Origin of the sequence: Phycicoccus sp. 3266 (assembly GCF_031456495.1) — a bacterium.
Classification (GTDB): domain Bacteria; phylum Actinomycetota; class Actinomycetes; order Actinomycetales; family Dermatophilaceae; genus Pedococcus.
Genome location: NZ_JAVDUW010000001.1, coordinates 1,777,590 through 1,800,755, shown reverse-complemented (window position 1 = coordinate 1,800,755; position 23,166 = coordinate 1,777,590). Strand labels below are relative to the sequence as shown.

At 73.5% G+C, this 23,166-nt stretch carries 22 protein-coding genes; 12 read left to right on the top strand and 10 right to left on the bottom strand.

The features are described 5' to 3' along the window. Window positions 1-45 precede the first annotated feature (45 nt). A complete protein-coding gene (locus J2X64_RS08665; RefSeq protein WP_310152447.1) occupies window positions 46-2,046 on the bottom strand; it encodes a phosphocholine-specific phospholipase C in 2,001 nt (666 codons plus the stop codon). A gap of 198 nt (window positions 2,047-2,244) precedes the next feature. Next, a complete protein-coding gene (locus J2X64_RS08660; protein ID WP_310152444.1) occupies window positions 2,245-2,952 on the bottom strand; it encodes a gamma-glutamyl-gamma-aminobutyrate hydrolase family protein in 708 nt (235 codons plus the stop codon). Between the two features lie 173 nt (window positions 2,953-3,125). Here J2X64_RS08660 and J2X64_RS08655 point away from each other — a divergent pair, with 173 nt between their 5' ends. The 9 genes from J2X64_RS08655 to J2X64_RS08615 all read left to right on the top strand — a co-directional run bounded on the left by J2X64_RS08655 (window position 3,126) and on the right by J2X64_RS08615 (window position 12,972). Continuing rightward, on the top strand, window positions 3,126-4,556 hold the full coding sequence (locus J2X64_RS08655) for a cytochrome ubiquinol oxidase subunit I (protein WP_310152441.1): 1,431 nt from the start codon (window positions 3,126-3,128) through the stop codon (window positions 4,554-4,556). Window positions 4,557-4,584: 28 nt separating this feature from the next. Next, entirely contained in the window at window positions 4,585-5,610 is a 1,026-nt protein-coding gene (gene cydB, locus J2X64_RS08650) for a cytochrome d ubiquinol oxidase subunit II (protein WP_310152438.1), read from the top strand. A gap of 14 nt (window positions 5,611-5,624) precedes the next feature. Next, on the top strand, window positions 5,625-7,235 hold the full coding sequence (gene cydD, locus J2X64_RS08645; RefSeq protein WP_310152436.1) for a thiol reductant ABC exporter subunit CydD: 1,611 nt from the start codon (window positions 5,625-5,627) through the stop codon (window positions 7,233-7,235). Continuing rightward, the gene (gene cydC, locus J2X64_RS08640; protein WP_310152434.1) at window positions 7,232-8,878 is read left to right on the top strand and encodes a thiol reductant ABC exporter subunit CydC; all 1,647 of its coding nucleotides are present in this window, start codon (window positions 7,232-7,234) and stop codon (window positions 8,876-8,878) included. Before cydD ends, cydC begins: the two co-directional genes overlap by 4 nt. Before the next feature lie 7 nt (window positions 8,879-8,885). Then, on the top strand, window positions 8,886-9,329 hold the full coding sequence (locus tag J2X64_RS08635) for a BlaI/MecI/CopY family transcriptional regulator (RefSeq protein WP_310152432.1): 444 nt from the start codon (window positions 8,886-8,888) through the stop codon (window positions 9,327-9,329). 68 nt (window positions 9,330-9,397) lie between these two features. Next, window positions 9,398-10,213: a M56 family metallopeptidase gene (locus tag J2X64_RS08630; RefSeq protein WP_310152429.1), complete on the top strand. Its 816-nt coding sequence runs from the start codon at window positions 9,398-9,400 to the stop codon at window positions 10,211-10,213. Window positions 10,214-10,261: 48 nt separating this feature from the next. Next, on the top strand, window positions 10,262-10,783 hold the full coding sequence (locus tag J2X64_RS08625) for a low molecular weight protein-tyrosine-phosphatase (RefSeq protein ID WP_310152427.1): 522 nt from the start codon (window positions 10,262-10,264) through the stop codon (window positions 10,781-10,783). 348 nt (window positions 10,784-11,131) lie between these two features. Next, window positions 11,132-11,527 carry a tetratricopeptide repeat protein gene (locus J2X64_RS08620; RefSeq protein WP_310152425.1) on the top strand — a complete coding sequence of 132 codons (396 nt, stop codon included), beginning with the start codon at window positions 11,132-11,134 and terminating at the stop codon, window positions 11,525-11,527. A gap of 44 nt (window positions 11,528-11,571) precedes the next feature. Further along, window positions 11,572-12,972 (top strand): LLM class flavin-dependent oxidoreductase, encoded by a 1,401-nt coding sequence (locus tag J2X64_RS08615; protein WP_310152422.1) that lies wholly within the window; start codon window positions 11,572-11,574, stop codon window positions 12,970-12,972. Window positions 12,973-12,976: 4 nt separating this feature from the next. Here J2X64_RS08615 and J2X64_RS08610 read toward each other — a convergent pair whose 3' ends face one another. Then, a complete protein-coding gene (locus tag J2X64_RS08610) occupies window positions 12,977-14,008 on the bottom strand; it encodes an aldo/keto reductase (protein WP_310152419.1) in 1,032 nt (343 codons plus the stop codon). Window positions 14,009-14,175: 167 nt separating this feature from the next. Here J2X64_RS08610 and purB point away from each other — a divergent pair, with 167 nt between their 5' ends. Then, window positions 14,176-15,591, top strand: coding sequence for an adenylosuccinate lyase (gene purB / locus J2X64_RS08605; protein ID WP_310152413.1), 1,416 nt, complete (start codon window positions 14,176-14,178; stop codon window positions 15,589-15,591). A 46-nt stretch (window positions 15,592-15,637) separates the two neighbouring features. Next, complete coding sequence (locus J2X64_RS08600; RefSeq protein ID WP_310152411.1) at window positions 15,638-15,997, top strand: DUF2568 domain-containing protein; 360 nt, start codon at window positions 15,638-15,640, stop codon at window positions 15,995-15,997. On the opposite strand, the gene J2X64_RS08595 is transcribed toward J2X64_RS08600, so the two are convergent. The 7 genes from J2X64_RS08595 to serS form a co-directional block, all read right to left on the bottom strand. Then, window positions 15,994-16,650: a hypothetical protein gene (locus tag J2X64_RS08595; protein ID WP_310152409.1), complete on the bottom strand. Its 657-nt coding sequence runs from the start codon at window positions 16,648-16,650 to the stop codon at window positions 15,994-15,996. The two genes, J2X64_RS08600 and J2X64_RS08595, sit on opposite strands and share 4 nt — an antisense overlap. Before the next feature lie 312 nt (window positions 16,651-16,962). Beyond that, entirely contained in the window at window positions 16,963-17,598 is a 636-nt protein-coding gene (locus J2X64_RS08590; RefSeq protein ID WP_310152406.1) for a VOC family protein, read from the bottom strand. A 48-nt stretch (window positions 17,599-17,646) separates the two neighbouring features. After that, a complete protein-coding gene (locus J2X64_RS08585; RefSeq protein WP_310152404.1) occupies window positions 17,647-18,471 on the bottom strand; it encodes an RNA methyltransferase in 825 nt (274 codons plus the stop codon). Window positions 18,472-18,655: 184 nt separating this feature from the next. Then, on the bottom strand, window positions 18,656-18,997 hold the full coding sequence (locus J2X64_RS08580) for a thioesterase, FlK family (protein WP_310152401.1): 342 nt from the start codon (window positions 18,995-18,997) through the stop codon (window positions 18,656-18,658). Between the two features lie 28 nt (window positions 18,998-19,025). Next, window positions 19,026-19,823 (bottom strand): HAD family hydrolase, encoded by a 798-nt coding sequence (locus J2X64_RS08575; RefSeq protein ID WP_310152397.1) that lies wholly within the window; start codon window positions 19,821-19,823, stop codon window positions 19,026-19,028. Window positions 19,824-19,832: 9 nt separating this feature from the next. Continuing rightward, on the bottom strand, window positions 19,833-21,044 hold the full coding sequence (locus tag J2X64_RS08570) for an alpha-hydroxy acid oxidase (RefSeq protein ID WP_310152394.1): 1,212 nt from the start codon (window positions 21,042-21,044) through the stop codon (window positions 19,833-19,835). A 132-nt stretch (window positions 21,045-21,176) separates the two neighbouring features. After that, window positions 21,177-22,439, bottom strand: coding sequence for a serine--tRNA ligase (gene serS, locus J2X64_RS08565; protein ID WP_310152391.1), 1,263 nt, complete (start codon window positions 22,437-22,439; stop codon window positions 21,177-21,179). An 86-nt stretch (window positions 22,440-22,525) separates the two neighbouring features. Between serS and J2X64_RS08560 the strand changes: the two genes are divergently transcribed. Then, complete coding sequence (locus tag J2X64_RS08560; RefSeq protein WP_310152388.1) at window positions 22,526-23,164, top strand: LysE family translocator; 639 nt, start codon at window positions 22,526-22,528, stop codon at window positions 23,162-23,164. Window positions 23,165-23,166 lie beyond the last annotated feature (2 nt).

Sequence of the window (23,166 nt, the reverse complement as noted above, 5' to 3'; positions counted from 1 at the left end):
GGACCGGGGCTCGGTCCCGGAGACCGGGCCACGAGGTCCCCGACATCAGGCCCCGAGCGCGGGCTCGCTGCGTGAGGGTCGGCCGTCCTCGAGGTGCCCGGCGAAGGCGCGCAGCCAGTCGCTCCCCGGCACCGAGACGGTGAGGTCGTACCAGCCCGAGGCCGCCGTGGTGTCGAGCACGGCCCGGCCGCCGCGCAGGCGCAGCGTCCCGGCATACCCGTCGCGCACCACGACCTCGACAGCGCGCGGGGCGTCGACGACGACCCCGAGCCGGCGGCCACCGCGTGGCTCGACCCGGACCCGGACAGAGTCGTCACCCGTGCCCCGCAGGCGGCGGAAGAAGCCGTTGGGGCCGTGCAGGTGCACGTCGTACGCGTCGCCGGCCGGCCAGCTCGCCGCGAGCCGGTCGCCCGCGCCGACGGTGTAGCTGTGCGGGTCGCCTGCGGGGGCGATGAGCCTCGCTTGCACGTGCGCACCGAGCCGGCCGCGGTTCACGAACGTGACGCCGACCCGGCCGGGGACGGGCTGCTCGACGACGTCGAGGTCGTAGCCGACGGGCCGGGCGGGGCGGGTGCCGGGCTCCTGTTGCGGCAGGGACCCGGTCACAGGCGGCACCGGCTTGTAGGACGGGTGGCGCTCGTCGTCGGCCGGCTTCCAGGCCGCCGTGCTCGGCAGCTCCGGCACGCGGGTCACGGTGCGGGAGAAGTCGAACGCCGAGGTGAGGTCGCCGCACACGGCCCGGCGCCACGGCGTGATGTTGGGCTCCTCGACCCCGAACCGCTGCTCCAGGAACCGGATCACCGAGGTGTGGTCGAAGGTCTCCGAGCAGACCCAGCCGCCGGTGCTCCACGGGGAGATCACGAACATCGGCACCCGCGGGCCGAGGCCGTAGCTGCCCGGGCCGTGCGTGCCGTCGTAGAACTCGTTGTCGGTGGGCACGGTCGAGGCGCCGGGGATCACCGGGCTGGTGGCGTGCGGCGGGACGAGGTGGTCGAAGAAGCCGTCGTTCTCGTCGTAGGTGATGAACAGGGCGGTCCTGCTCCAGACCTCGGGGTCGGACGTGAGCGCGTCGAGGACCTTGCTGAGGTACCAGGCGCCGTAGTTCGTGGGCCAGTTCGAGTGCTCGCTGAACGCCTCGGGCGCGGCGACCCAGCTCACCGACGGCAGGGTCCCCGCCTGGACGTCACGGCGCAGCTGGGCGAAGTAGTCCTCGCCGGCCGCTGCGTTCGTCCCCCGGCGCGCCTTCTCGTACAGGGCATCGCCCGGCTTCGCGTTGCGGTAGGCGTTGAAGTACAGCAGCGAGTTGTCGCCGTAGTTGCCGATGTACGGGTCGGACGTCCACCCCCAGGAGCCCTGGGCGTCCAGGCCGGTGCCCTGGTCCTGGTAGACCTTCCACGAGACGCCGGCCCGCTCGAGCCGCTCCGGGTAGGTCGTCCAGTCGTACCCGAGCTCGTCGTTGTAGAGGACCGGGCCGCCGCCCTTGCCGTCGTTGCCGGTCCAGCCCGACCAGAGGTAGTAGCGGTTGGGGTCGGTGTTGCCGATGAACGAGCAGTAGTACGCGTCGCACACGGTGAACGCGTCGGCCAGCGCGTAGTGGAACGAGGCGTCGCGGCGCTCGAGGTGCGCCATCGTCGTCGTCCCCTTGGCCGGGACCCAGCCGTCCCAGTGGCCGCGGTTGACCGCCGCCTGCCCGTCGGTCCAGCCGTGCGGCAGGCCCTCGAGGAACTGCGCGCCGAGGTCGTCGGCACTGGGGTGGAACGGAAGGTACTCGCGGGTGCCGTCGGACTGGTGCCACACCGAGCGGCCGCTGGGCAGCTGCGCCGGGTGCGGGTCGCCGAAGCCGCGGACGCCGCGCAGCGAGCCGAGGTAGTGCTCGAACGACCGGTTCTCCTGCATGAGGACGACGACGTGCTCGACGTCGCGCAACGAGCCGGTGGCCCGGTTCGCGGGGATGGAGGCGGCGCGGGCGATGCTCTGGTCCAGCAGCGTCAGGGCGGCGGCGCCGCCGGTGATCTGCAGGAACCGGCGGCGGTCGAGGTCGACCATGGGAACTCCTCGGGGAGACGGGTATGCCGTGGGGGCGGGCACGCGGGCCCGCCCACCCTCGTCGGCAGTTCAGCGCCGCGGCCCAACTCCCGGTGCCGCCCCGGTGACAGCCGGTGGAAGTTCGGGTGTCAGGTGGTCCGTCTCGAGCGGTCCGTCTCACGCGGTCCGTCTCAGGCGGTCCGTCTCAGGCGGTCCGTCTCAGGCGGTCCGGCCGGCGGCACGCACGACCCAGTCGAAGAGCGCCTGCTGGTGCGGGACGCGCTCGGCGTCCACCTCGGGGTGCCACTGCACCGCGAGGACCGACCCGTCGGTCGACTCGAAGGCCTCGACGCAACCGTCGGGAGTCGTCGCCGACAGGACCATGCCGTCGGCCAGCCGGTCGCAGGCCTGGTGGTGGTTCGACCAACCGCCGCGCGCGCCGGGCCCGACGACCGACTCGAGCAGGGTGCCCGGGACGACGTCGACGTCGTGCGGGTTGCTGGCGTGCGCCACCGTGGTCTCGTCGTAGTGCTGGTGGATCGTCCCGCCCAGCACGACGTTGAGGACCTGCATGCCACGGCAGATGGCCAGCACCGGCAGGCCGGCGGCGAGCGCGGCCCGCGTGACCGCGACGTCCGCAGCGTCCTGCTCCGGCAGCGGATGGACCTCGCGCGGGTGGACCTCGGTCACACCGAACGGCCGCAGGTCGAGGTCGTCGCCGCCTTGCAGGACAACGGCATCCGCGACTGAGACGAGGACCTCGGCACGCTCGGCCGTGTCGGGCCAGGCCAGCACCGGCTCGCCGCCGGCCCGGCTGACGGCGTCCACCAGCGTGCGGGGCGCGAAGACGCCCGGCCGCTCGCGGCCGTCGATCACGGCCGCAAACCGGGCGGGGACGAGAACGAGCGGACGGCGGGCACGCGGCATACCGGCGACCCTAGTAAGCCGGTGCGCTCGAGGAGGTGCCGCAGGTCACAGCCGCCCGGGACCTTCGGCCCTGCCAACCTATCTACGACGAGGCGTAGTATTTACTACGGAACGTAGTAGTTCGGCGTCCGCAGCACGCCTTTCTCGACCCGACGAGCCCCGGAGAGTCCCCGATGGACAACCTCGACCTCGCGCGGTGGCAGTTCGCCATCACCACCGTGTACCACTTCCTCTTCGTGCCCATCACGATCGGGCTGTCAGCCCTGGTCGCGTGGTACCACACGGCGTGGGTCCGACGGCACCGCCCGGACGACCTGAGGCTGGCCAAGCTGTTCGGGAAGCTCTTCACCATCAACTTCGCCCTGGGGCTCGTCACCGGCATCGTGCAGGAGTTCCAGTTCGGCATGAACTGGTCCGACTACAGCCGGTTCGTCGGTGACATCTTCGGGGCGCCGCTGGCCATCGAGGCGCTGCTCGCGTTCTTCCTCGAGTCGACCTTCCTCGGGCTGTGGATCTTCGGCTGGGGCCGGATCCCGGAGAAGCTGCACGCCGCGACGATGTGGATCGTGCACGTCGGCACCCTGCTGTCGGCGTACTTCATCCTCGCCGCCAACTCGTTCATGCAGCACCCGGTCGGGTACCGGTACAACCCGCAGACCCACCGGGCCGAGCTCACCGACTTCGTCGCCGTCCTGACCAACAAGGTGCAGCTCGTGACGTTCCCGCACGTGGTCACGGCGGCGTACATGGTCGGCGGCGCGATGGTCATGGCCGTCTCGCTGTGGCACCTGCGGCGCGCGGACGTCGGCGAGGACGCCCCGATGTACCGCCGGTCGACCCGGCTCGGCGCGTGGGTGACCCTGGTCGCCGGCCTCGCGGTCTCGGTCACGGGTGACATCCAGGGCAAGATCATGACCGAGGTCCAGCCGATGAAGATGGCGGCCGCCGAGGCGCTCTACACCTCCTCCGCCGGCAACGCGCCGTTCAGCCTCTTCACCGTCGGGTCGCTCGACGGCAGCCACGAGAAGTTCTCGATCACCGTCCCCGGCCTGCTGAGCTTCCTCGCGACCGGCCGCTTCGACGGCAGCGTCCAGGGCATCAACGACCTCAAGGCGCAGTACGCGACGCAGTTCGCCGGCAACCCGCTCACCATGGACGCGACCTACGCGCCCAACATCCCCCTGTCGTACTGGGCGTTCCGGCTCATGATCGGCGTCGGCGTCCTGGCCGCCCTCATCGCCGTCGCCACGCTGTGGACCACCCGGCGCGACCGCGTGCCGCGCGCGCGCTGGTGGCACTGGCTCGTCCTCGCCGCGCCGCTGCTCCCGGTGCTGGGCAACAGCTTCGGCTGGATCTTCACCGAGGTCGGCCGCCAGCCCTGGCTCGTCTTCGGCGTGATGTCGACCGCGACGGGCGTCTCGCCCTCGGTGTCGGCAGGGGAGGTCGTCACGTCGATGGTCGTCTACACGCTGCTCTACGGCGTGCTCGCGGTCGTCGAGGTCAAGCTCTTCCTCACCTACCTGCGGGCCGGCGCCCCGCCGTTCGAGGAGCCGGCCACCCCCGAGTCCACCGACGAGGACGCCCCGCTGGCGTTCGCGTACTGAGACCCCAACCACGAGAACGGAATCCGTCATGGAGCTCAGCACCGTCTGGTTCATCCTCATCGCCGTCCTGTGGACCGGCTACTTCGTCCTGGAGGGCTTCGACTTCGGTGTCGGCATGCTGCTGCCGGTCCTCGGCCGCGGCCGTGACGCCGAGGACACCGAGAAGCGCCGCCGGGTCCTGGTCAACACGATCGGCCCGGTCTGGGACGGCAACGAGGTGTGGGTCCTCACCGCCGGTGGCGCGACCTTCGCGGCCTTCCCGCACTGGTACGCCACGATGTTCAGCGCGTTCTACCTGCCGCTGCTGCTCATCCTCGTGGCGCTCATCGTCCGCAACCTCGGGTTCGACTACCGGGGCAAGAGGGACGACGCGCAGTGGCGCCGGCGCTGGGACGTCGCGATCGTGGCCGGGTCGGTCGTGCCGGCACTGCTCTGGGGCGTCGCCCTGACCAACGTCGTGCGCGGCCTGCCGATCGCGGCGAACAAGGAGTTCACGGGCAACCTGTTCACCCTGCTGAACCCGCTGTCGCTCCTCGGCGGCCTGGTCACGCTCGGGCTCTTCCTCACCCACGGCGCCTTCTTCACCGCCCTGAAGACGACCGGTGACATCCGCGAGGACGCCCGCCGGATCGCGATCCGCACCGGCGCCGTCACCGCGGTCCTCGCCGTGGCGCTGCTGGGCGTGCTGGGCTTCCAGCAGGGCGACGGCTGGTCCTGGGCGACCACCGTGCTGGCCGCCGGGGCGCTGCTCGGCGCGCTGGCCGCCGGGGCCCGCGGTCGCGAGGGCTGGGCCTTCACCGGCACGTTCGTCACCATCGCGATGGCCGTGGCGACGTACTTCCTCCTGCTGTTCCCCGACGTCATGCCGAGCACGACCAACGCCGCCTGGTCCCTGACGACCGCCAACGCCTCGAGCACCGACCGGACGCTGACGATCATGACCTGGGTCGCGGTCGTCTTCACGCCGCTCGTCGTGGCCTACCAGGCGTGGACGTACTGGGTCTTCCGCAAGCGGATCGGGACCCAGCACATCCCCGCGCCCGCGATGCACTGAGGGCTTGGCTGTCGATGCGTCCGTTCGACCCCCAGCTCCTGCGCACCGTCCCCGAGGCCCGGCGGCCCCTCGCCGTCCTCGCGGCAGTCGGCATCGCCTCGGGCGTGGCCACCGTGGCCACCGCCTTCGCCCTCACCGCCGTCGTCGTCGCGGTGGTGAGGGGCACCTCGCTGGCCGAGCCCGCGGCATACCTCGTCGCTCTGTTCGTGGTCCGCGGCCTGCTCGCCCACACCGGTGAGCGGGTCGCGGCGCGCGCCGGGACGACGGTGAGCTCGGCGCTGCGGCACCGCCTGGTCGCGCGCTGGCTCGGCGCACCGGTCGAGACACGCCCGGACCCGGCCACCGCCGTCACGCTCGCCACGTCGGGGTCGGCGAGCGTCGAGCCGTACGTCGCGCGCTTCCTGCCCGCGCTGGTCACCGCCGCGGTGGTCCCGGCCCTCGCGGTCGTGGTCATGGTGGTCGTCGACCCCCTCAGCGCGCTCGTCGTGGTGCTGACGCTGCCGCTGCTCCCGGTCTTCGCCGCCCTGATCGGTGCGACGACGCAGGACGCGACCCAGCGGCGGTGGCAGGCGCTCGCCGGTCTCAGCGGCCACTTCCTCGACGTCGTGCGAGGCCTGCCGACCCTGGTGTCGTACGGCCGCGGCGAGCGCCAGGTCGAGGTCGTCGGCGCGGTCAGCCAGCGGCACCGGGTCGCCACGATGGCGACGCTGCGACTGGCCTTCCTCAGCTCGGCCGCGCTGGAGCTGCTCGCCAGCATCTGCGTGGCGATCGTGGCCGTGTTCGTCGGCATCCGGCTGACCCACGGCACCGTCGACCTGTCCACCGGCCTGCTCGCGATCCTGCTCGCGCCCGAGGCGTACTGGCCGGTGCGCCGGGTGGGCGCCGAGTTCCACAACGCCGCCGACGGCGCGCAGGCCCTCGCCGACGCGACGCGGGAGCTCGCCGGCGACGACCCGCAGGCCGGGCCCGCGGAACCGCCCGTGCCCACGGTGCCGGGCATCTCGGTGCGCGGCCTCGCGTACACCCACCCCGGCGCGGACCGCCCGACCCTCACCGGTCTCGACCTCGACGCCGGACCCGGCCTCACCGCGGTGACCGGCCCGTCGGGCATCGGCAAGACGACGCTGCTCGAGCTGCTGGCCGGGCTCCGCACGCCGGACGCCGGGGTGGTCCGGGCGCCCGCGACCCACCTCGTCACGCAGCGGCCCTTCCTCACCGCGGGCACCGTGCGCGAGAACCTCACGCTCGGCACGGGGCCCGACACCCCGGCCGACGCCGTGTGGTCGGCGCTGCGGGCGGTCGGCCTCGACGGCGTGGTCGCCGCCCTCCCGCAGGGCCTCGACACCCGGCTCGGCGACGACGGGCGCGGCCTGTCCGCGGGGCAACGGGCACGCCTCGTCCTGGCCCGCGCGGCGCTCGGCGACGCACCGGTCGTCCTGCTCGACGAGCCGACCGCACACCTGGATGACGACTCGATGGCGATGGCGCACAAGGCGATCCGCGCGCTGGCCGACTCTCGCTGCGTCGTCGCCGTGACCCACCGGCCGGAGCTCGTCGCCCTCGCCGACTCCCACGTCCACCTCGGCGCGGAGCACCCCCAGGCCCGGGCGGTGCTCGTCCGATGAGGCTCTTCACCCCCCGCACCGTCGGCGCCGGGGTGCTCGGCGCGGCGGCCCTGTCGTCCGGGGTGGCCCTGACCGCCACGTCCGGCTGGCTCATCGTGCGCGCCAGCGAGCGCCCGGTGATCCTGACCCTGCTCACCGCGATCGTGGCGGTGCGCACCTTCGGCATCGCCCGCCCGGTCTTCCGGTATGCCGAGCGGCTCCGCTCGCACGACGCCGCCCTCGACGAGCTGGCCACCGAGCGCACCCGCCTGTATGCCGCGCTGGTGCCGCTGACGCCCGCCCGCCTCGTGCGGCACGGTCGGGCGGCCATGCTCTCGGGGATCGTGGACGACCTGACCGACCGGGTCGAGGCGCAGGTGCGGGTGGCCGTGCCGTTCGTCGCCACGGCGGTCACGGGGGTCCTCACCGCGGTCCTCTGCGGCGTGGTCGAGCCGTGGGCCGGCGTCGCCGTGGCAGGGCTGCTCGTCGTGGCAGCAGCCACGACCGGACTCGCCTGGCTCGTCGAGGAGCGGGGGCACGACGACCTCGTCCGGGCGCGCGCCGAGGCGACGGCGACCGCGGAGCTCACCGCGAGCCAGGCCCTGGACCTGGCTGCGGTCGGCGCCGGGCCGTCGGCCCTTCGGTGGCTGGGAGATGCCCACGACGCCCTGGCCGCGGCGGTGCGCCGGCAGAGCCGCGGGCGCGCCGGCGCTGCCGCGGCCATCCCGGTCGCCACCGCGGTCGCCACCCTCGTGGCGGCGCTCGTCGCCACCGGCAGCGACCGACCCACGCCGGTGCTGGCCCTCGTGGTGCTGGCGCCGTTCGCGCTCGCCGAGGTGCTCAGCCCGCTGCCGGACGCCGCACGCGCCCTGGCGAGCGCCCGCGCCGCGGGCCGCCGGCTCGACGCCCTGACCGAGGAAACGCCCGCGGTGGCCGCAGCCGCCCGCGCGCCGGGGGACGCCACCGACCGGGCCGCTTCGGCGATGCCGCCTTCGGCACCGCCGCGGCTGCGGCTGAGCGGTGTCACCGCCTCGTGGGACGGGCACCGCCGCGCGGCCGGCCCGGTCGACCTCGAGCTCGCACCTGGCTCCGTCGTCGCGCTGACCGGCCCGTCCGGCTGCGGCAAGTCGACCGTGCTGGCGGTGCTCGCCCGGCAGCTCGACCCGCAGGACGGCACCTACAGCGTCGACGGCACCGACGCCCTCGGGCTGCCGCTGGCCGACGTCCGGTCGCTCTTCGCCGTGGTCGACGACGAGCCGCACGTCTTCGCCACCACCCTGCGGGAGAACCTGCGGCTCGCCCGTCCGGGCGCCACCGACGCAGAGACGGTCTCCGCCCTCGACGCGGCTGGTCTGCGCGACTGGCGCACCGGACTGGCCGACGGGCTGGACACGGGGCTCGGCTCCGGGGGTCGTGGGCTCAGCGGCGGCGAACGCGCCCGGCTGTCGATCGCCCGCGCCCTGCTGTCCGGGCGACCCGTCCTGCTGCTCGACGAGCCGGTCGCCCACCTCGACCACCCGACGGCCGTCGCGGTGCTCGAGGACCTCCTGCGCGCCCGCGGGAACCGCACCGTCGTCGTGGTGAGCCACCGGCCGGAAGGCCTCTCCGGTGCAGACGGCATCATTGACCTGGGTGGCCGCGTCCCTGCGGTCGCCGGAGGATGAGGTAGCCATGCCGCACAAGGCCATGAACCAGCTCGGGGACCTCGAGCGCGCCGTCATGGACGCCATCTGGTCCGCGGTCGACGCCGGCCACCCCTCCGTGTCCGTCCGCGAGGTCCACGAGGCGATCGTCGCCCGCCGCCGCATCGCGTACACGACGGTCATGACCGTGATGGGCCGGCTCGCGGACGCCGGCCTGCTCACCCAGGAGCGCAGCGGGCGGGCCTACCGGTACGCCCCCTCGAGCAGCCGTGAGGCCCTCACCGCGGCGACGATGCGCGAGCAGCTGCAGGGCATGGCCGGCGAGGACCGCCGTGCCGCGATGCTGCACTTCCTCGACGACGCCACCGCCGACGAGATCGAGGACCTCAAGGTGGCCCTCGCGCAGGTCGAGGCCCGTCACTCGGGCACCGGCGAGGGCGGGTCGAGGCGCGGACCGGGGGCGTCGCGCTGAGCCTCGCCCTGGCTCCGGCCGCCCTGGCCGTGCTCGCGGTCCTGCTCGCCGGTCCCGCCCCACGGGTCATGGCTCCGCTCGTGCGCTTCCGGCGTGCTCCGCTGGAGGCGCTGCTCGTCTGGCAGGCGGTCTCGCTCGCCGCGGTTCTCTCCGCGCTCGCCGTCGCGCCCGCGGCGTGGGCGACCGGTGGACCCTCGTGGTGGGGACCGGTGGCGACCCTCATCGGTGTCGCGGTCCTGGCGCGGCTGCTCTGGTCCGGCCACCGGGTCGGCACCGGCATCCGGGCCGACCGGCGGCGCCACCGCCAGCTCGTCGACGTGCTGGGCACCGAGCCGCCGCGCTCCGCGGCCTCGGTGACCACGGGCGGCCACGCGCCCGAGCTGCGCGTGCTGGCGCACCCCACGCCCACGGCATACTGCCTGCCCGGGCTGCGGCGGCGGGTGGTGCTCAGCGAGGGGGCGCTGCAGGCGCTGCCACCCCAGGAGCTGGCGGCCGTGCTGGCGCACGAGCAGGCCCACCTGCGCGCCCGGCACGACCTCGTCCTCGAGTTCTTCACGGTGCTGCACCGCTCGGCCCCGGAGCGACTGCGAGCCCCCGAGGCCCTGCGGGAGGTACGGCTGCTCGTCGAGGTGCTCGCCGACCGGGCCGCCCGTCGGGCCGTCGGCGAGGTGCCCCTGGCCCGCGCGCTGGTCACGCTCGCGAGCGGGCACCACCCGTCCGCGGCGCTCGGCGCGGCCGACCCGGGCAGCACGTCGGCGACCCGGGCGCGGATGGAGCTGCTCAGCCAGGAGGAGGCGCCGCGGTGGCTGCGCGCCCTCATGACCGCCTTCGCGCTCGCCGTCCTCGCCACGCCCGTCGCGCTCCTGCTGCTCGCCCTGCGCTGAACCGGGGCGGGCCGCGGGACCCGCATCCGCTCCCTGTTGAATGGAGGCATGACCGCCTCCCGTCCCTACCGCGTGACCGTCGTCTGCACCGGGAACATCTGCCGCTCGCCCATGGCCGAGTTCGTCCTGCGTGAGCGGTTCACCGAGGCGGGGCTCGGCGACCGGGTGGTCGTCGACTCGGCCGGCACGCACTCCTGGGAGGTCGGCAACCCCGCGGACCCCCGGACCCTGGCCGTCCTCGAGCGCAACGGGCACGAGGACTTCGGCGGGGCCGACCACGTGGCCCGCAAGTTCGAGCGGTCGTGGTTCGACGAGGTCGACCTCGTGCTCGCCGCGGACTCCGGCCACGCGCGCGAGCTGCACCGGCTCGCCCGCACCGACGCGCACCGCGACAAGATCCGGATGCTCCGCTCGTTCGACCCCGAGTCCGAGCGCGCGGGCACCCTGGACATGGACGACCCCTGGTACGGCGAGGACGAGTCCGCCTTCGACCAGACGTATGCCGAGGTGACCGCGGCCGCGGACGGGGTCGTGGAGCACGTCCGCCGCGAGCTCGACGGGCGCTCCTGACCACCGGGACCTGAGGGACAGGGGCGGCAATCCGCCCGTTCGGCCCGGTTCGGCCACGTTCGGACGCTCTCGTCCTCCTCCCTTCGGTCGGGGATCCCTCGTCCCCACCCTCCTCGGTTCGTGTCGTCGGCGAGGAGGTTCGTACCCTCGTGGTCATGCATGAGCCCCACGCCAACGACGAGCGCGTCCTCACCCAGGAGCAGCGCCAGGAACTCGTCGACCTCATCCTGCGCGGCGGCTGGCGGATGTCCGGGAGCGGAGCCACGCCGGCCTGAGCCGCACGGGCGCAGCCCCTGCGGGCCGGGCTCTCCACCGGAATAGTTGAATTCGCAACTATGTTGTGAGGGCATGACCACCACGACCAGCCCGTTCGCCCTCCGCCTCGCCTGGGCGCGCAGCCTGTTCGACCGCGGCGACCACATCGCCGCTGCCGGCGCGCTCGCCGACCTCGTCGCGCAGACCCGCGACGCCGACGTCCTGCACGACACCACCGAGCTGCGGGTCCTGCTGGCCCGCGCCTACTTCGGCTCTGCCCAGCTCGGGCGCGCCGAGGCCGTGCTCCGCGAGCTGGTGGAGGAGCGCCCGGCGGACGGCTACCTGCACCTGCTGCTCGGCCGCACGCTGCAGCGCCAGCAGCGCCACGACGACGCCCGCCGCCACCTGGCCCTGGCCGAGGTTCTGGGCGACTACGAGCGACCCAGCGCCTACGGTGAGCCCACGGCACCGGCGTCGACCTCGGACTGACGCCGGCCCGCACCCGGACCGACGGCGACGACGGGGAGGACCTCGTGACGGACTACGGACACCAGCTGGAGTTCGGCATCTTCCCGACCCCTGACGCGGCGGCGGCCGACCTCGTCCTCGAGATGAGCGAGGCCGCCGACGTCAGCGGCCTGGACCTCGTGACGGTGCAGGACCACCCGTACAACGCCCGGCACCTCGACGCCTGGACCCTGCTGTCCGTGGTCGCGGCGCGGACGACGACGGTGCGGGTGGCCCTCAACGTCGCCAACCTGCCCCTGCGGCCACCAGTGGTCCTGGCCCGCAGCGCCGCGACGCTCGACCTGCTCTCGGGCGGGCGCGTGGAGCTCGGGCTGGGCACCGGCGCCTTCTGGGACGCCATCGCGGCCGCCGGCGGCCCGCGGCGCACGCCCGGTGAGGCCACGACCGCCCTCGAGGAGGCCATCGCGGTCATCCGCGGCGTGTGGTCCGGGCGGGGCTCGGTGTCCGTCGACGGGCAGCACTACCGCGTCAAGGGCCTGCACTCCGGCCCGGCGCCCGCCCACCCCGTCGGAATCTGGCTCGGGGCGTACAAGCCGCGGATGCTCCGACTCACCGGCCGGCTCGCGGACGGCTGGCTCCCGTCGATGGGGTATGCCGGGGCCGCCGAGCTCCCGGCCATGAACGCGACGATCGACGAGGCGGCGCGCGGCGCCGGCCGCGACCCGGCAGCCGTGCGACGCCTCTACAACGTCGACCCCGGCACCTCGCCCCAGCAGCTGGCCGAGCTGGCGCTCGAGCACGGGATGTCCACCTTCATCGTCCCAGTGGCCTCCGTCCGGGACGTGCAGCGGTTCGCCGCCGAGGTGGCCCCGGCGACCCGAGAGCTCGTCGAGGACGAGCGCACCCGGCGGGACGCCGCACCGGCCCCGGCCGTGGTGCACGAGCCCGTCGGCTCGGGCGCGTCCCGGGCGTCGGGCGATGCCCCGGCGCACGAGGGGGCGGGCGCCCACCTCGTGGAGGTCCACGACGGCCTGCGCGCCGAGCTCGCGCGGCTGCGCGACATCGTCGAGCAGGTGGTGGCGGGCGAGGAGGAGGCCCACAGGGCGCGCAACGCGATCAACGAGCTCACCATGCGGCAGAACAACTGGACGCTGGGCGCGTACTGCCAGCAGTACTGCCGCTTCGTCACCGGCCACCACGGCCTCGAGGACCGGTCGGTCTTCCCGCACCTGCGGCGCAGCGACCCGGCCCTCACCCCGGTGCTCGACCGGCTCGAGCAGGAGCACGTCGTGATCCACGACGTGCTCGAGCAGCTCGACGACGCCCTGGTCGGCCTGGTGTCGGGTGCGTCCGGCACCCCCGAGCTGCAGCGCGTCGTCGACCGGCTCTCGCAGTCGCTGCTCGAGCACCTGTCCTACGAGGAGGACGAGCTGGTCCCGGCCCTGGACCGGTACGGCTTCTACTGAGGGATCAGCGGCCCCCGGTGAGCTTGCGGTCCCGCTGGGCGACGCCGGCGGTGCCGTAGGGGTAGTCGTCGGCCTGCGGCGCGCTGACCTCGGTGAGCCGCTCGAGGTGCTCCTTCGGCACGTCGAGGTCGGCGGCGGCGAGGTTGTCGCGCAGCTGCTCGACCGACCGCGCGCCGAGGATGATCGAGGTGACGGCCGGCTGGGCGCCGACCCACGCGAGCGCAACCTGCGCCGGGCTGGCGCCCACGGCATCGGCGACCTCGCGCACCGCGTCGACGACGGCCCACGTGCGCTCCTGCTTGTTGCGCGGACCCCACGCCTCCATGCCGCGCTCCGGGTCCTCGCCGAGGCGCGACGCCCCCTCGGGCTGCTGGTCGCGCTGGTACTTGCCGGTGAGCCAGCCACCGGCGAGGGGGGACCACGGCAGCAGGCCGATGCCGGCGTCGAGGCAGGCGGGCACGACCTCGTGCTCGATGTCGCGGACGAGCAGGTTGTACTGCGGCTGCAAGGTCACCGGCGGCGCCCAGCCGTGGGCGCGCGCGACGTGGACCGCCTTGGTGACCTGCCAGCCGAGGTAGTTCGAGAACCCGTAGTAGCCGATCTTCCCGGCGGCCACGGCGTCGTCGAGGAAGCGCAGCGTCTCCTCGAGCGGGGTCACCGCGTCCCAGGCGTGCATCTGGTAGAGGTCGATGTGCTCGACCCCGAGCCGGCGCAGCGAGTCGTCGAGCGCCCGGCGCAGGTGGCGGCGCGACAGGCCGACGTCGTTCGGGCCGTCGCCCATCGGGAACCGGCCCTTGGTCGCCAGGACGGCCTGCCCGGCCTCGGTCGGGTGCGCCTTCAGCCAGCGGCCGACGATCTCCTCGGACGTCCCCGAGCTGTAGACGTCGGCGGTGTCGAGGAACGTCCCGCCCGCCTCGGCGAAGGCGTCGAGGATCTGCCCGGAGGTCTGCTCGTCGGCCTCCGCCCCGAAGGTCATGGTGCCGAGGCACTGGGTGGAGACGACGGTTCCTGAGTTCCCGAGGGTCGTGTAGCGCATGGTCCCGACCGTATGCCGCGCGCCCGGGCGCGGCACCCCCAGCGGACCGCGGTGCGAGACGCCCGCCGGCGGGGCCGCCGGCGACGGGGACCACCCGCCACCGGGACCCGTCCCACGGACGGCACCTCGCGGCATACGCGCTCCGGCGCTCTGGGAGACTGTGGGCCATGGCCTCGCTTGCTGACGCGACCCCGCCCATCGCCCTCGGCGCCCTCGACGGCCGCTACCGCGGCGCGGTGGCTCCCCTCGTCGACCACCTCTCGGAGCCGGCGCTCAACCGCGAGCGCGTCCGGGTCGAGGTGGAGTGGCTGGTGTTCCTCACCGACCACGGCGTCGTTCCCGGCGTGCGGGCACTCACCGACGACGAGAAGGCGGCGCTGCGCGCGGTGGTCGCGGACTTCGGGGCGGCGCAGATCGCGGAGATGGCCGAGATCGAGCGCGAGACCCAGCACGACGTCAAGGCGGTCGAGTACTTCCTCAAGCGGCGGCTGACCGCCATCGCGCCGGCCGACGAGGACCGCGGCCTGGCCGAGCTGATCCACTTCTGCTGCACCAGCGAGGACGTCAACAACCTCTCCTACGCCCTCATGGTCAAGGGCGCGGTCGAGCAGGTCTGGCTCCCGCGGGCGACCGAGCTCGTCGAGGCCGTCGCGACGTTGGCGTCCGACCTGCGCGACGTGCCGCTGCTCGCGCACACCCACGGGCAGCCGGCGACGCCGACGACCATGGGCAAGGAGCTCGCCGTCCTCGCCCACCGTCTCGGCCGGCAGCTGCGCCGGATCCGCGGGGCCGAGTACCTCGGCAAGCTCAACGGCGCGACCGGCACCTTCGGGGCGCACCTCGCCGCCGTGCCGGGGGCCGACTGGCCGGCGCTGAGCCGTGAGTTCGTCGAGTCCCTCGGCCTGCACTGGAACCCGCTGACGACGCAGATCGAGAGCCACGACTGGCAGGCCGAGCTGTACGCGGACGTCGCGCGGTTCAACCGCGTGCTGCACAACCTGTGCACCGACGTCTGGACCTACATCTCCATGGGCTACTTCGCCCAGGTGCGCGGCCAGGGCACCGTCGGGTCCTCGACGATGCCGCACAAGGTCAACCCGATCCGGTTCGAGAACGCCGAGGCGAACCTCGAGGTCAGCAACGCCCTGCTCGACGTGCTCGGCTCGACGCTGGTGCAGTCGCGGCTGCAGCGCGACCTCACCGACTCGTCCATGCAGCGCAACATCGGGACGGCGTTCGGCCACTCGCTGCTCGCGCTCGACAACGTGCTGCGCGGCCTGGCCGGGCTCGACGCCGTGCCCGCCGCCATGGCCGCCGACCTCGACGCCAACTGGGAGGTGCTCGGCGAGCCGGTGCAGTCGGCCATGCGAGCCCTGGGGGCACAAGGGGTTCCCGGCATGGAGAACCCGTACGAGCGGCTCAAGGAGCTGACCCGCGGCCGCCGCATCACCGGCGACGACCTGCGCGCGTTCGTGGCCGGCCTCGGCCTGCCCGACGACGTGGCCGCCCGGCTCTCGGCGATGACGCCGCAGACGTACGTCGGCGTGGCGCCGCAGCTCGTCGACCTGCTCGACGTCGACTGACCGCACGAGCCGGCCGACGGCGCCGGGTGGACGAAGGGGGACGCGCGTGGCCGCGCTGGGATGGTTGGTGCTGGCGCTCGTCTTCCTCGACGAGGTGCTGGCCGCGGTGGCCGCCGGGGTGTGGGGCTCGTATGCCGGGGGCTGGTCACTGGCCGTCCTCGCACCGGTGCTCGTGGTCGCCGTGTGGTGGGCCTTCGCGTCGCCGCGGGCGCGCTGGGGCGGCCCGGTCGTGCGCCCCGCGGTCAAGGTGCTGGTCTTCGGCCTCGCGTCGCTGGGGCTGTGGGTGGCCGGGCACCACGGCTGGGCGGTGGCGCTGCTCGTGTTCTCCGTGGTCGTCAACGGGCTCGCGCAGCTGCCCTCGGTCCGCGGGCTGGTGACCGAGCAGGAGCGACCCCCCGCGAGCTAGGGCACCCGGCCCTGGCCCGCACCCGGCGGGTCCACCCCGAACGTCCGGCGGCCCCACTCCACCATGGCCCCCAGGTGGGCCAGTGCGGTGAGCACCCCGACGACGCTGGTGACGACCGGACCTGCGCCCACGGCATAGGCGACGAGGGCCCCCAACGTGCCGGCGACCATGGTGTTCACGGCGTTCATGAACATGGCGGTGCTCGCCACGACGTGGCTGAACGTCGAGCGCCGGGCACCCATGAGGTAGGTGAGCATCAGGCCTTCGCGGTCGCTCGTCGTCCCGGCGACGAGGTACGGCGCGATGCCCGGGTCGAGGTCCACGTAGGCGGCGCGGAGCCGGTTCATGCCGAGCACCATGGCCGCGTCGTCGTGGCTGGCGTTGTGCACCCGGGCGGCGGTGAGCGTGCCGAGCACGAGGGAGTATGCCGCCAGCCCGATCGCCATGACCCGGAAGCCGGTCCCGAAGCCGGTCGCCTGCGCGACGAGGGCGAGGACGACCAGCGAGGCCGAGGTGACGGTGAGGTGGATCGTGATGCGGCTCATGACCTCCGACCACGTCATGCTGCGGGTCGCGAGCAGCGACCAGTGCTCGGTGGCGAGGACCTGGGCACGCACCGACGGCGGCACGGGCTGTGCGGGCGTCGCGTCCACGGCCCCTCCTGCTCGGGCGCTGGCGCCGGCCAGGGGCACGTGACCGGCCTCCCCACGGTAGGGCGGCTGTGACGGGGCCGGGTCGCGCGTTCGTCGTAGACGGCCTGGAGGTCGGAGGCCGCGATCACCGGCGCGCGCGCTCTCGAACACGCTGGTCTGTGCACACATGTCCGTGTCACTGCGCGCTGAGCGGATCCGCGCGCAGTGACACGCTGGTCTGTGCGCAGACCTCCGATCAGGGGTGCGACGGGCCAGGGAACGACGACGCCCCGCGCCGGTCGGACCGGGCGGGGCGTCGAGGCGACGTACGGATCAGACGGTGACGGTGCCCGTCGGGGTCGCGAAGGTGACGGCGAGCAGCCCGGGGGTGCCGTGCGGCGCCACGAAGGTGAAGTCGATGACGGTGGAGGTGCCCTCCGGCGGCAGGTCCAGCCACTCGCGGACGCGCGCCGGGTCGCCGGCGATCTGCAGGCCCTCGATGGTCACCTCGGTGTGGGCACCGACGGACGGGTGCAGGGCCCGGTCCTCCCACTGCACGAAGAACGGCAGCTGCGGGTCGGAGATGAGGCCCTTGACCCCGAGCTGGCGCCACTTCAGCTCGACACCGTCGGGGCGGTGGCGGTTGCCCTCGACCGACTGGCGGCCGATCCGCTCCTCGACGGGCTTGATGTCGTCGACGGCGACGACCCAGCCGAGCCAGCCGCCACCGTTCTCGGAACGGGCGCGCACGGCCTGGCCGAACGGCGCCTTGTCGGAGGCGGGGTGGTCCAGCACCTCGACGACCTCGACGTAGCGGTCGTGCGCCAGCGGCAGGATCACGTTGCGAGTGCCGAACCGCGGGTGGATGCCGCCGTCGACGGGGTCCACACCGATCAGCTTCGACAGGCGTTCCGCGGTCGCCTGCAGACCGTCGTGCTCCGCCGCATACGACACGTGGTCAACTCGCATACCCGACATCGTGACACACGCTCAGGAGTGCTCCTGACACGGGTGGGGTCAGTGTGACGAGGCTCCCGCCAGGCCGCGCTGGCGCACCGCCTCGTAGATGACGATGGCGGCCGATGTCGCCACGTTGAGCGAGTTCGCCTTGCCCGCCATCGGGATCCGGACCCGGTGTGTCGCGCGCTCCAGCACCTCGTCGGTGAGGCCGTACTTCTCGGCGCCGACGGCGATCGCGACGGGCCCGGTGTAGTCGACGTCGGTGTGCAGCAGGTCGGTGTCGGGCGTCGTCGCGACGAGGGCGATGCCGTGGGCCTCGAGCCAGGCGAGGGTGTCCTCGGTGCTGTCGCTGGCGACCGGCACGCTGAAGACCGTGCCCTTGGACGCCCGGACCAGGTTGGGGTTGCCCCAGTCCGTCACCGGGTCGGCCGCCACGACCGCGTCGGCCCCGGCGGCGTCGGCGGTGCGCAGCATCGCGCCGAGGTTGCCGGGCTTCTCCACGCCCTGGCAGAGCACGACGAGCGCGCTCGCGCCGAGCTCGAGGTCGGCGCAGGTCCGGGTCACGGCCGGGACCACGGCGAGGAAGCCGTCAGGCCCCTCCCGGTAGGCGACCTTCTCGAACGCGGCCCGCGACACCTGCACGGTGTCGACGCCCCTGGCCCGGACCTCGTCGACCACGCGGATCTGCGTCGCCGGGTCGAGCATGAACTCGGGGCAGTAGTACAGCGACTCGGGCAGCACGCCGGCGTCGAGGGCGAGCGACAGCTCCTCGTACCCCTCGACGAGCGTGCGGCCGGACTCCTCACGGCCGCGGCGACGGCGCAGCGCGGCGAGGGACTTCAGGCGCGGGTTGGCGGGCGAGGTGAGGTGCAGGTCAGCCATGGCGCGCCCCAGTGTGGCAGGTGCGCGCCGGTCGGGGTGGCCGCTCCCGGGTCTGTGCACACACCTGCGTGTCACTGCGCAGGGATTCGCTCACCGCGCAGTGACCCGGGCGTCTGTGCGCAGACGAGCGTGCACGTATGCCGGGCGGCTGCCGGGTCGCCGTCGGGGCGGGTGGCCGGCCGGGTCAGGCGTCGAAGCCGGCTCGGTCGACGACGATGCGGGTGACCCGGCCGTCGGCGACGAGCCGGCCCTCGTCGTCCACCGCCCGGACGTCGAACACGAGGCTGTGTCCCTCGACCACCGGGTCGTCGGCCACGACCTCGACCGCGGCACCCACGGCGGTGGGTCTGCGGTGCGCGAGCTCGACCGACCGGCCCACGCTCGTGGAGCCCTCCGGCACGTGGTGGGCGGCCGCCTCGACGGTCGCCGCCTCGATCCACGCCAGGAGCCGCGGCGTCCCGAGCACCTCGACGTCGCCGCTCCCGAGGGCCCTGGCCGTGTCCTCCGCCGTCACCACGTGGCGCATACCGGCACGCTACCCGGCGGGGGTGGCGTCAGCCCTCGAGCAGGGAGCGCAGGACCGGCAGCAGACCGTCGTCGTCGACGTGGCCGGTCACCTCGTCGGCGACCGCCTTCACCTCGTCGGGGGCGTTGCCCATGGCCACGCCGCGCGCCGCCCAGTGGAGCATCTCGACGTCGTTGCGCTGGTCGCCGACCGCGACGGTGTACCGCGGCTCGACGTCGAGGCGGCGGCGCAGGATCTCCAGCGCCGAGCCCTTGGAGACGCCCTCGGGGTTGAGGTCGAGCCAGGCCGAGAAGCCGACCGCGTAGTTGACCCCGTGCAGGCCGATCCGCTCGGTGAGGGCGAGGAAGTCCTCGGCCGTGCCCTCGGGCGCCCGGAAGGTCACGCGGGTCACCGGGTCGGCGACCAGCTCGTCCCAGGGCACGACCCGGAGCTCGCCCTGGAGCTCCCCGTCGGGGAACGGGGCGCTCAGCTTGAACCCGACGCCCAGCTCCTCGACCGCGACGACGGCGTCGGGCCACTCGACCCGCAGCAGGTTCAGGGCCGGCGCCGGGTCGAACGTCACGGCCTCCAGCACGCGGAAACCCTTGTCCTCGGCGGGATCCAGCTCGATCGTGACCGCGCCGTTGGAGCACACGGCATACCCCGTCGCGATCCCGAGCTCCTCGAGGATCGGGGTCGTCGCCACGATCGAGCGACCGGTCGAGACGATGACGTGGTGGCCGGCGGCCACCACGTCGCGGACGGCGTCGCGGACGGCCGGCGACATGACGCCCGCGTGGTCGATGGTGGTGCCGTCGACGTCGAGCGCGACGAGGTGGGGCTTCATGCCCCGAACCTACGGGAGGCGGACGTGGTGCGGGTGCAGGTCCGCGACCGTGGGGACACCGAGCAGCGCCATCGTGCGCCGGACCTCGGCGGTGAGGATGTCGACGGCCCGCTGGACGCCCGCCTCGCCACCGGCCATGAGTCCGTAGAGGTAGGCGCGGCCGACCATGACGCTGCTCGCGCCGAGGGCCACCGCGGCCACGACGTCGGCGCCGGACATGACGCCGGTGTCGAGCATGACCTCCTTGTCGGGGCCGAGCGCCTCGCGCACCTCGGGCAGCAGCCGCAGCGGCACGGGCGCGCGGTCGAGCTGGCGCCCGCCGTGGTTGGACAGGACGATCGCGTCGACGCCGGCGTCGAAGACGGTGCGCGCATCCTCGACCGTCTGGATGCCCTTGATGATGAGCGGGCCGTCCCACTGCGAGCGCACCCACTCCAGGTCGGCGAGCGTCATCGTCGGGTCGAACAGCGCGTCGAGCAGCTCGGCGATGGTGCCGTCCCACGAGCTCAGGCTGGCGAACGTCAGCGGCTCGGTCGTGAGCAGGTTGACCCACCACGCCGGGTGCATCGCGGCGTCGGCGACCGTGCGCACCGTCAGGGCGGGCGGGATCGAGAACCCGTTGCGGGCGTCGCGCAGGCGAGCCCCGGCGACCGGCACGTCGACCGTGAGGACGAGCGCCTCGTACCCGGCCTGTCGCGCGCGGCGCATGAGGTCCTCGGCCGCGCTGCGGTCGCGCCAGACGTAGAGCTGGAACCACTTGCGGGCCTGCGGGGCGGCGGCCGCGACGTCCTCGATCGACGTCGTGCCCATCGTGGAGAGGGTGTACGGGATGCCGGTGCGCTGGGCGACGCGGGCCACGGCGCGCTCGCCCTCGTGCTGCATCATCCGGGTGAAGCCGGTCGGCGCGAACGAGAACGGCAGCGCGGACGGCCGCCCCAGGAACGACGTCGTCGTGTCGATGGCCGAGACGTCGTGCAGGATCGCGGGCCGGAACTCGAGGTTCGCGAACGTGCCCCGTGCGCGGCGCAGGCTGATCTCGCCCTCGGCGGCGCCGTCGGTGTAGTCGAAGACCGAGCGCGGGGTGCGCCGCTTGGCGACGGCGCGCAGGTCGGCGATCGTCAGCGCGGAGTCGAGCCGTCGCCGGGTGGGGTCGAGCTGCAGCGGCTTGGGCCGCAGCAGCGGCTTGAGCTCGGACCACTTCGGCAGCTGTCGTTGCGTCACGCCACCCAACCTAACCGGGTCGGGCCCTTCGCAAAACGGGAGTTGCTGGCACGAAACGGCAGTCCAGCAGTCCCGTTTCACGCCAGCAACTGCCGTATTGCGGGGTGCGCGGGTGCGAAAAACGGCGGGAGGTCAGGCGGGGCGCAGGACCTCGAGGCCGAGGTACGGGCGCAGCGCCTTCGGGACGACGACCGAGCCGTCGGCCTGCTGGTGGTTCTCCAGGATCGCGACCATCCACCGGGTCGTGGCGAGCGTGCCGTTGAGCGTGGCGACGGCCCGCGTGCCCTGGCCGTTCGGGTCGCGCTCACGGGTGCCCAGCCGCCTCGCCTGGTACGTCGTGCAGTTCGAGGTCGACGTCAGCTCGCGGTAGCGACCCTGCGTCGGCACCCACGCCTCGCAGTCGAACTTGCGCGCCGCCGGACCGCCGAGATCGCCCGCCGCCGTGTCGATCACGCGGTACGGGACCTCGATCTTGGCGAGCATCTCCTTCTCCCAGCCGAGCAGCCGCTGGTGCTCCGCCGCGGCGTCCTCGACCCGGCAGTAGGTGAACATCTCGACCTTGTGGAACTGGTGCACCCGGATGATGCCGCGGGTGTCCTTGCCGTACGACCCGGCCTCGCGGCGGTAGCAGGCCGACCACCCGGCATACCGCTTCGGGCCGTTCGACAGGTCGAGGATCTCGTCGGCGTGGAAGCCGGCCAGGGCGACCTCGGAGGTGCCGGTGAGCCAGAGGTCGTCGTCGGCGAGCCGGTAGACCTCCTCCGAGTGCTTGTCGATGAAGCCCGCACCCGCCATGACCTCGGTCTTGACCAGGGTCGGCGTGATCATCGGGCTGAAGCCTTGCTCGACCGCCTGGGCGACGGCCATGTTCAGAAGCGCCAGCTCGAGCCGCGCGCCGACGCCGGTGAGGAAGTAGAACCGCGAGCCCGAGACCTTGGCGCCGCGCTCCATGTCGACCGCGCCCAGCATCTCGCCGAGCTCGAGGTGGTCGCGGGGCTCGAAGTCGAAGGTGGGCACCTCGCCGACCGTCTCCAGCACCTCGTAGTCGTCCTCGCCGCCGACCGGGACGCCCGGCTCGACGACGTTGCCGATCTGCCGGATGAGCGTGCCGAGCTCCTCCTCGGCGGCGTCCGCGTCGGCCTGCAGCGACTTCACCTGCGCGGCGAGGTGCTTCGTCTTGGTCAGGAGCGCGTGCTTCTCCTCGCCCTGCGCCTGCGCGACCTGCTTGCCCATCGACTTCTGCTCGGCGCGCAGCCGCTCGAACTCGGTGAGGCTGGCCCGCCGGCGGTCGTCGGCGGACAGCACCGCGTCGACGACCCCCTCGTCCTCGCCACGGGCGCGCTGGCTCGCGCGGACCCTGTCCGGGTCCTCGCGCAGGAGCTTGATGTCGATCACCGGGTCAGCCTAGCGAGGGGCCCCGCGGCGTCCGCCACGTGATTCCCCGTTGCCCCGCATGCGCGTGGGGTCCGATCCTGTCGGGTATGCCGTCCGCCGCCACCCTGGGCACGTTCGCCCTCGCCGCCACCGCGCTGATCCTCCTGCCCGGCCCCGCGATGCTGTTCCTCATCTCGCGCGGGATCGGCCAGGGCAGCCGCCGCCTGGCGCTGGCGTCGATGGCCGGGATCGAGACCGCGACGGCCCTCATGGTGGTCGCGACGGCGTTCGGGCTGTCGGCCGTCATCAGCGCCTCGGTCGTCGCGTTCTCCGTCGTCAAGTACGCCGGCGCGGCATACCTGCTCTGGCTGGCGGTCCGCGAGTTCCGCAGCCGCGGGCACTTCGCGCTCGACCGCGTGCCGGTCACCAACCCGCGGCGGGCGTTCGCCGACGCGTTCCTGGTGGGCATCACCAACCCCAAGACCGCGGTGTTCTTCGTGGCGTTGTTCCCGCAGTTCCTGCACCGGGAGTCCGGCCCGGTGTGGTCGCAGGTCCTCGTCCTGGGGGCGATCTTCGTCGTCATCGGCGCCCTGTTCGACAGCGTCTACGCGCTCAGCGCCGGTGGCATCGGCCAGTGGCTGGCCCGCCACCCGCGCGCCGTCGAGCGGCAGAAGTACGTCTCCGGCTCGATCTTCCTCGTGATGGGTGGCGCGGCCGCCCTGACCGGGCACCCGCAGAAGGCCTGAGC

Bases quoted from the DNA above. Each gene is read 5' to 3' on its own strand.
- J2X64_RS08665 (WP_310152447.1), bottom strand. From the start codon at position 2,046: ATGGTCGACCTCGACCGCCGCCGGTTCCTGCAGATCACCGGCGGCGCC.
- J2X64_RS08660 (WP_310152444.1), bottom strand. From the start codon at position 2,952: ATGCCGCGTGCCCGCCGTCCGCTCGTTCTCGTCCCCGCCCGGTTTGCG.
- J2X64_RS08655 (WP_310152441.1), top strand. From the start codon at position 3,126: ATGGACAACCTCGACCTCGCGCGGTGGCAGTTCGCCATCACCACCGTG.
- cydB (WP_310152438.1), top strand. From the start codon at position 4,585: ATGGAGCTCAGCACCGTCTGGTTCATCCTCATCGCCGTCCTGTGGACC.
- cydD (WP_310152436.1), top strand. From the start codon at position 5,625: ATGCGTCCGTTCGACCCCCAGCTCCTGCGCACCGTCCCCGAGGCCCGG.
- cydC (WP_310152434.1), top strand. From the start codon at position 7,232: ATGAGGCTCTTCACCCCCCGCACCGTCGGCGCCGGGGTGCTCGGCGCG.
- J2X64_RS08635 (WP_310152432.1), top strand. From the start codon at position 8,886: ATGCCGCACAAGGCCATGAACCAGCTCGGGGACCTCGAGCGCGCCGTC.
- J2X64_RS08630 (WP_310152429.1), top strand. From the start codon at position 9,398: ATGGCTCCGCTCGTGCGCTTCCGGCGTGCTCCGCTGGAGGCGCTGCTC.
- J2X64_RS08625 (WP_310152427.1), top strand. From the start codon at position 10,262: ATGACCGCCTCCCGTCCCTACCGCGTGACCGTCGTCTGCACCGGGAAC.
- J2X64_RS08620 (WP_310152425.1), top strand. From the start codon at position 11,132: ATGACCACCACGACCAGCCCGTTCGCCCTCCGCCTCGCCTGGGCGCGC.
- J2X64_RS08610 (WP_310152419.1), bottom strand. From the start codon at position 14,008: ATGCGCTACACGACCCTCGGGAACTCAGGAACCGTCGTCTCCACCCAG.
- purB (WP_310152413.1), top strand. From the start codon at position 14,176: ATGGCCTCGCTTGCTGACGCGACCCCGCCCATCGCCCTCGGCGCCCTC.
- J2X64_RS08590 (WP_310152406.1), bottom strand. From the start codon at position 17,598: ATGCGAGTTGACCACGTGTCGTATGCGGCGGAGCACGACGGTCTGCAG.
- J2X64_RS08585 (WP_310152404.1), bottom strand. From the start codon at position 18,471: ATGGCTGACCTGCACCTCACCTCGCCCGCCAACCCGCGCCTGAAGTCC.
- J2X64_RS08580 (WP_310152401.1), bottom strand. From the start codon at position 18,997: ATGCGCCACGTGGTGACGGCGGAGGACACGGCCAGGGCCCTCGGGAGC.
- J2X64_RS08575 (WP_310152397.1), bottom strand. From the start codon at position 19,823: ATGAAGCCCCACCTCGTCGCGCTCGACGTCGACGGCACCACCATCGAC.
- J2X64_RS08560 (WP_310152388.1), top strand. From the start codon at position 22,526: ATGCCGTCCGCCGCCACCCTGGGCACGTTCGCCCTCGCCGCCACCGCG.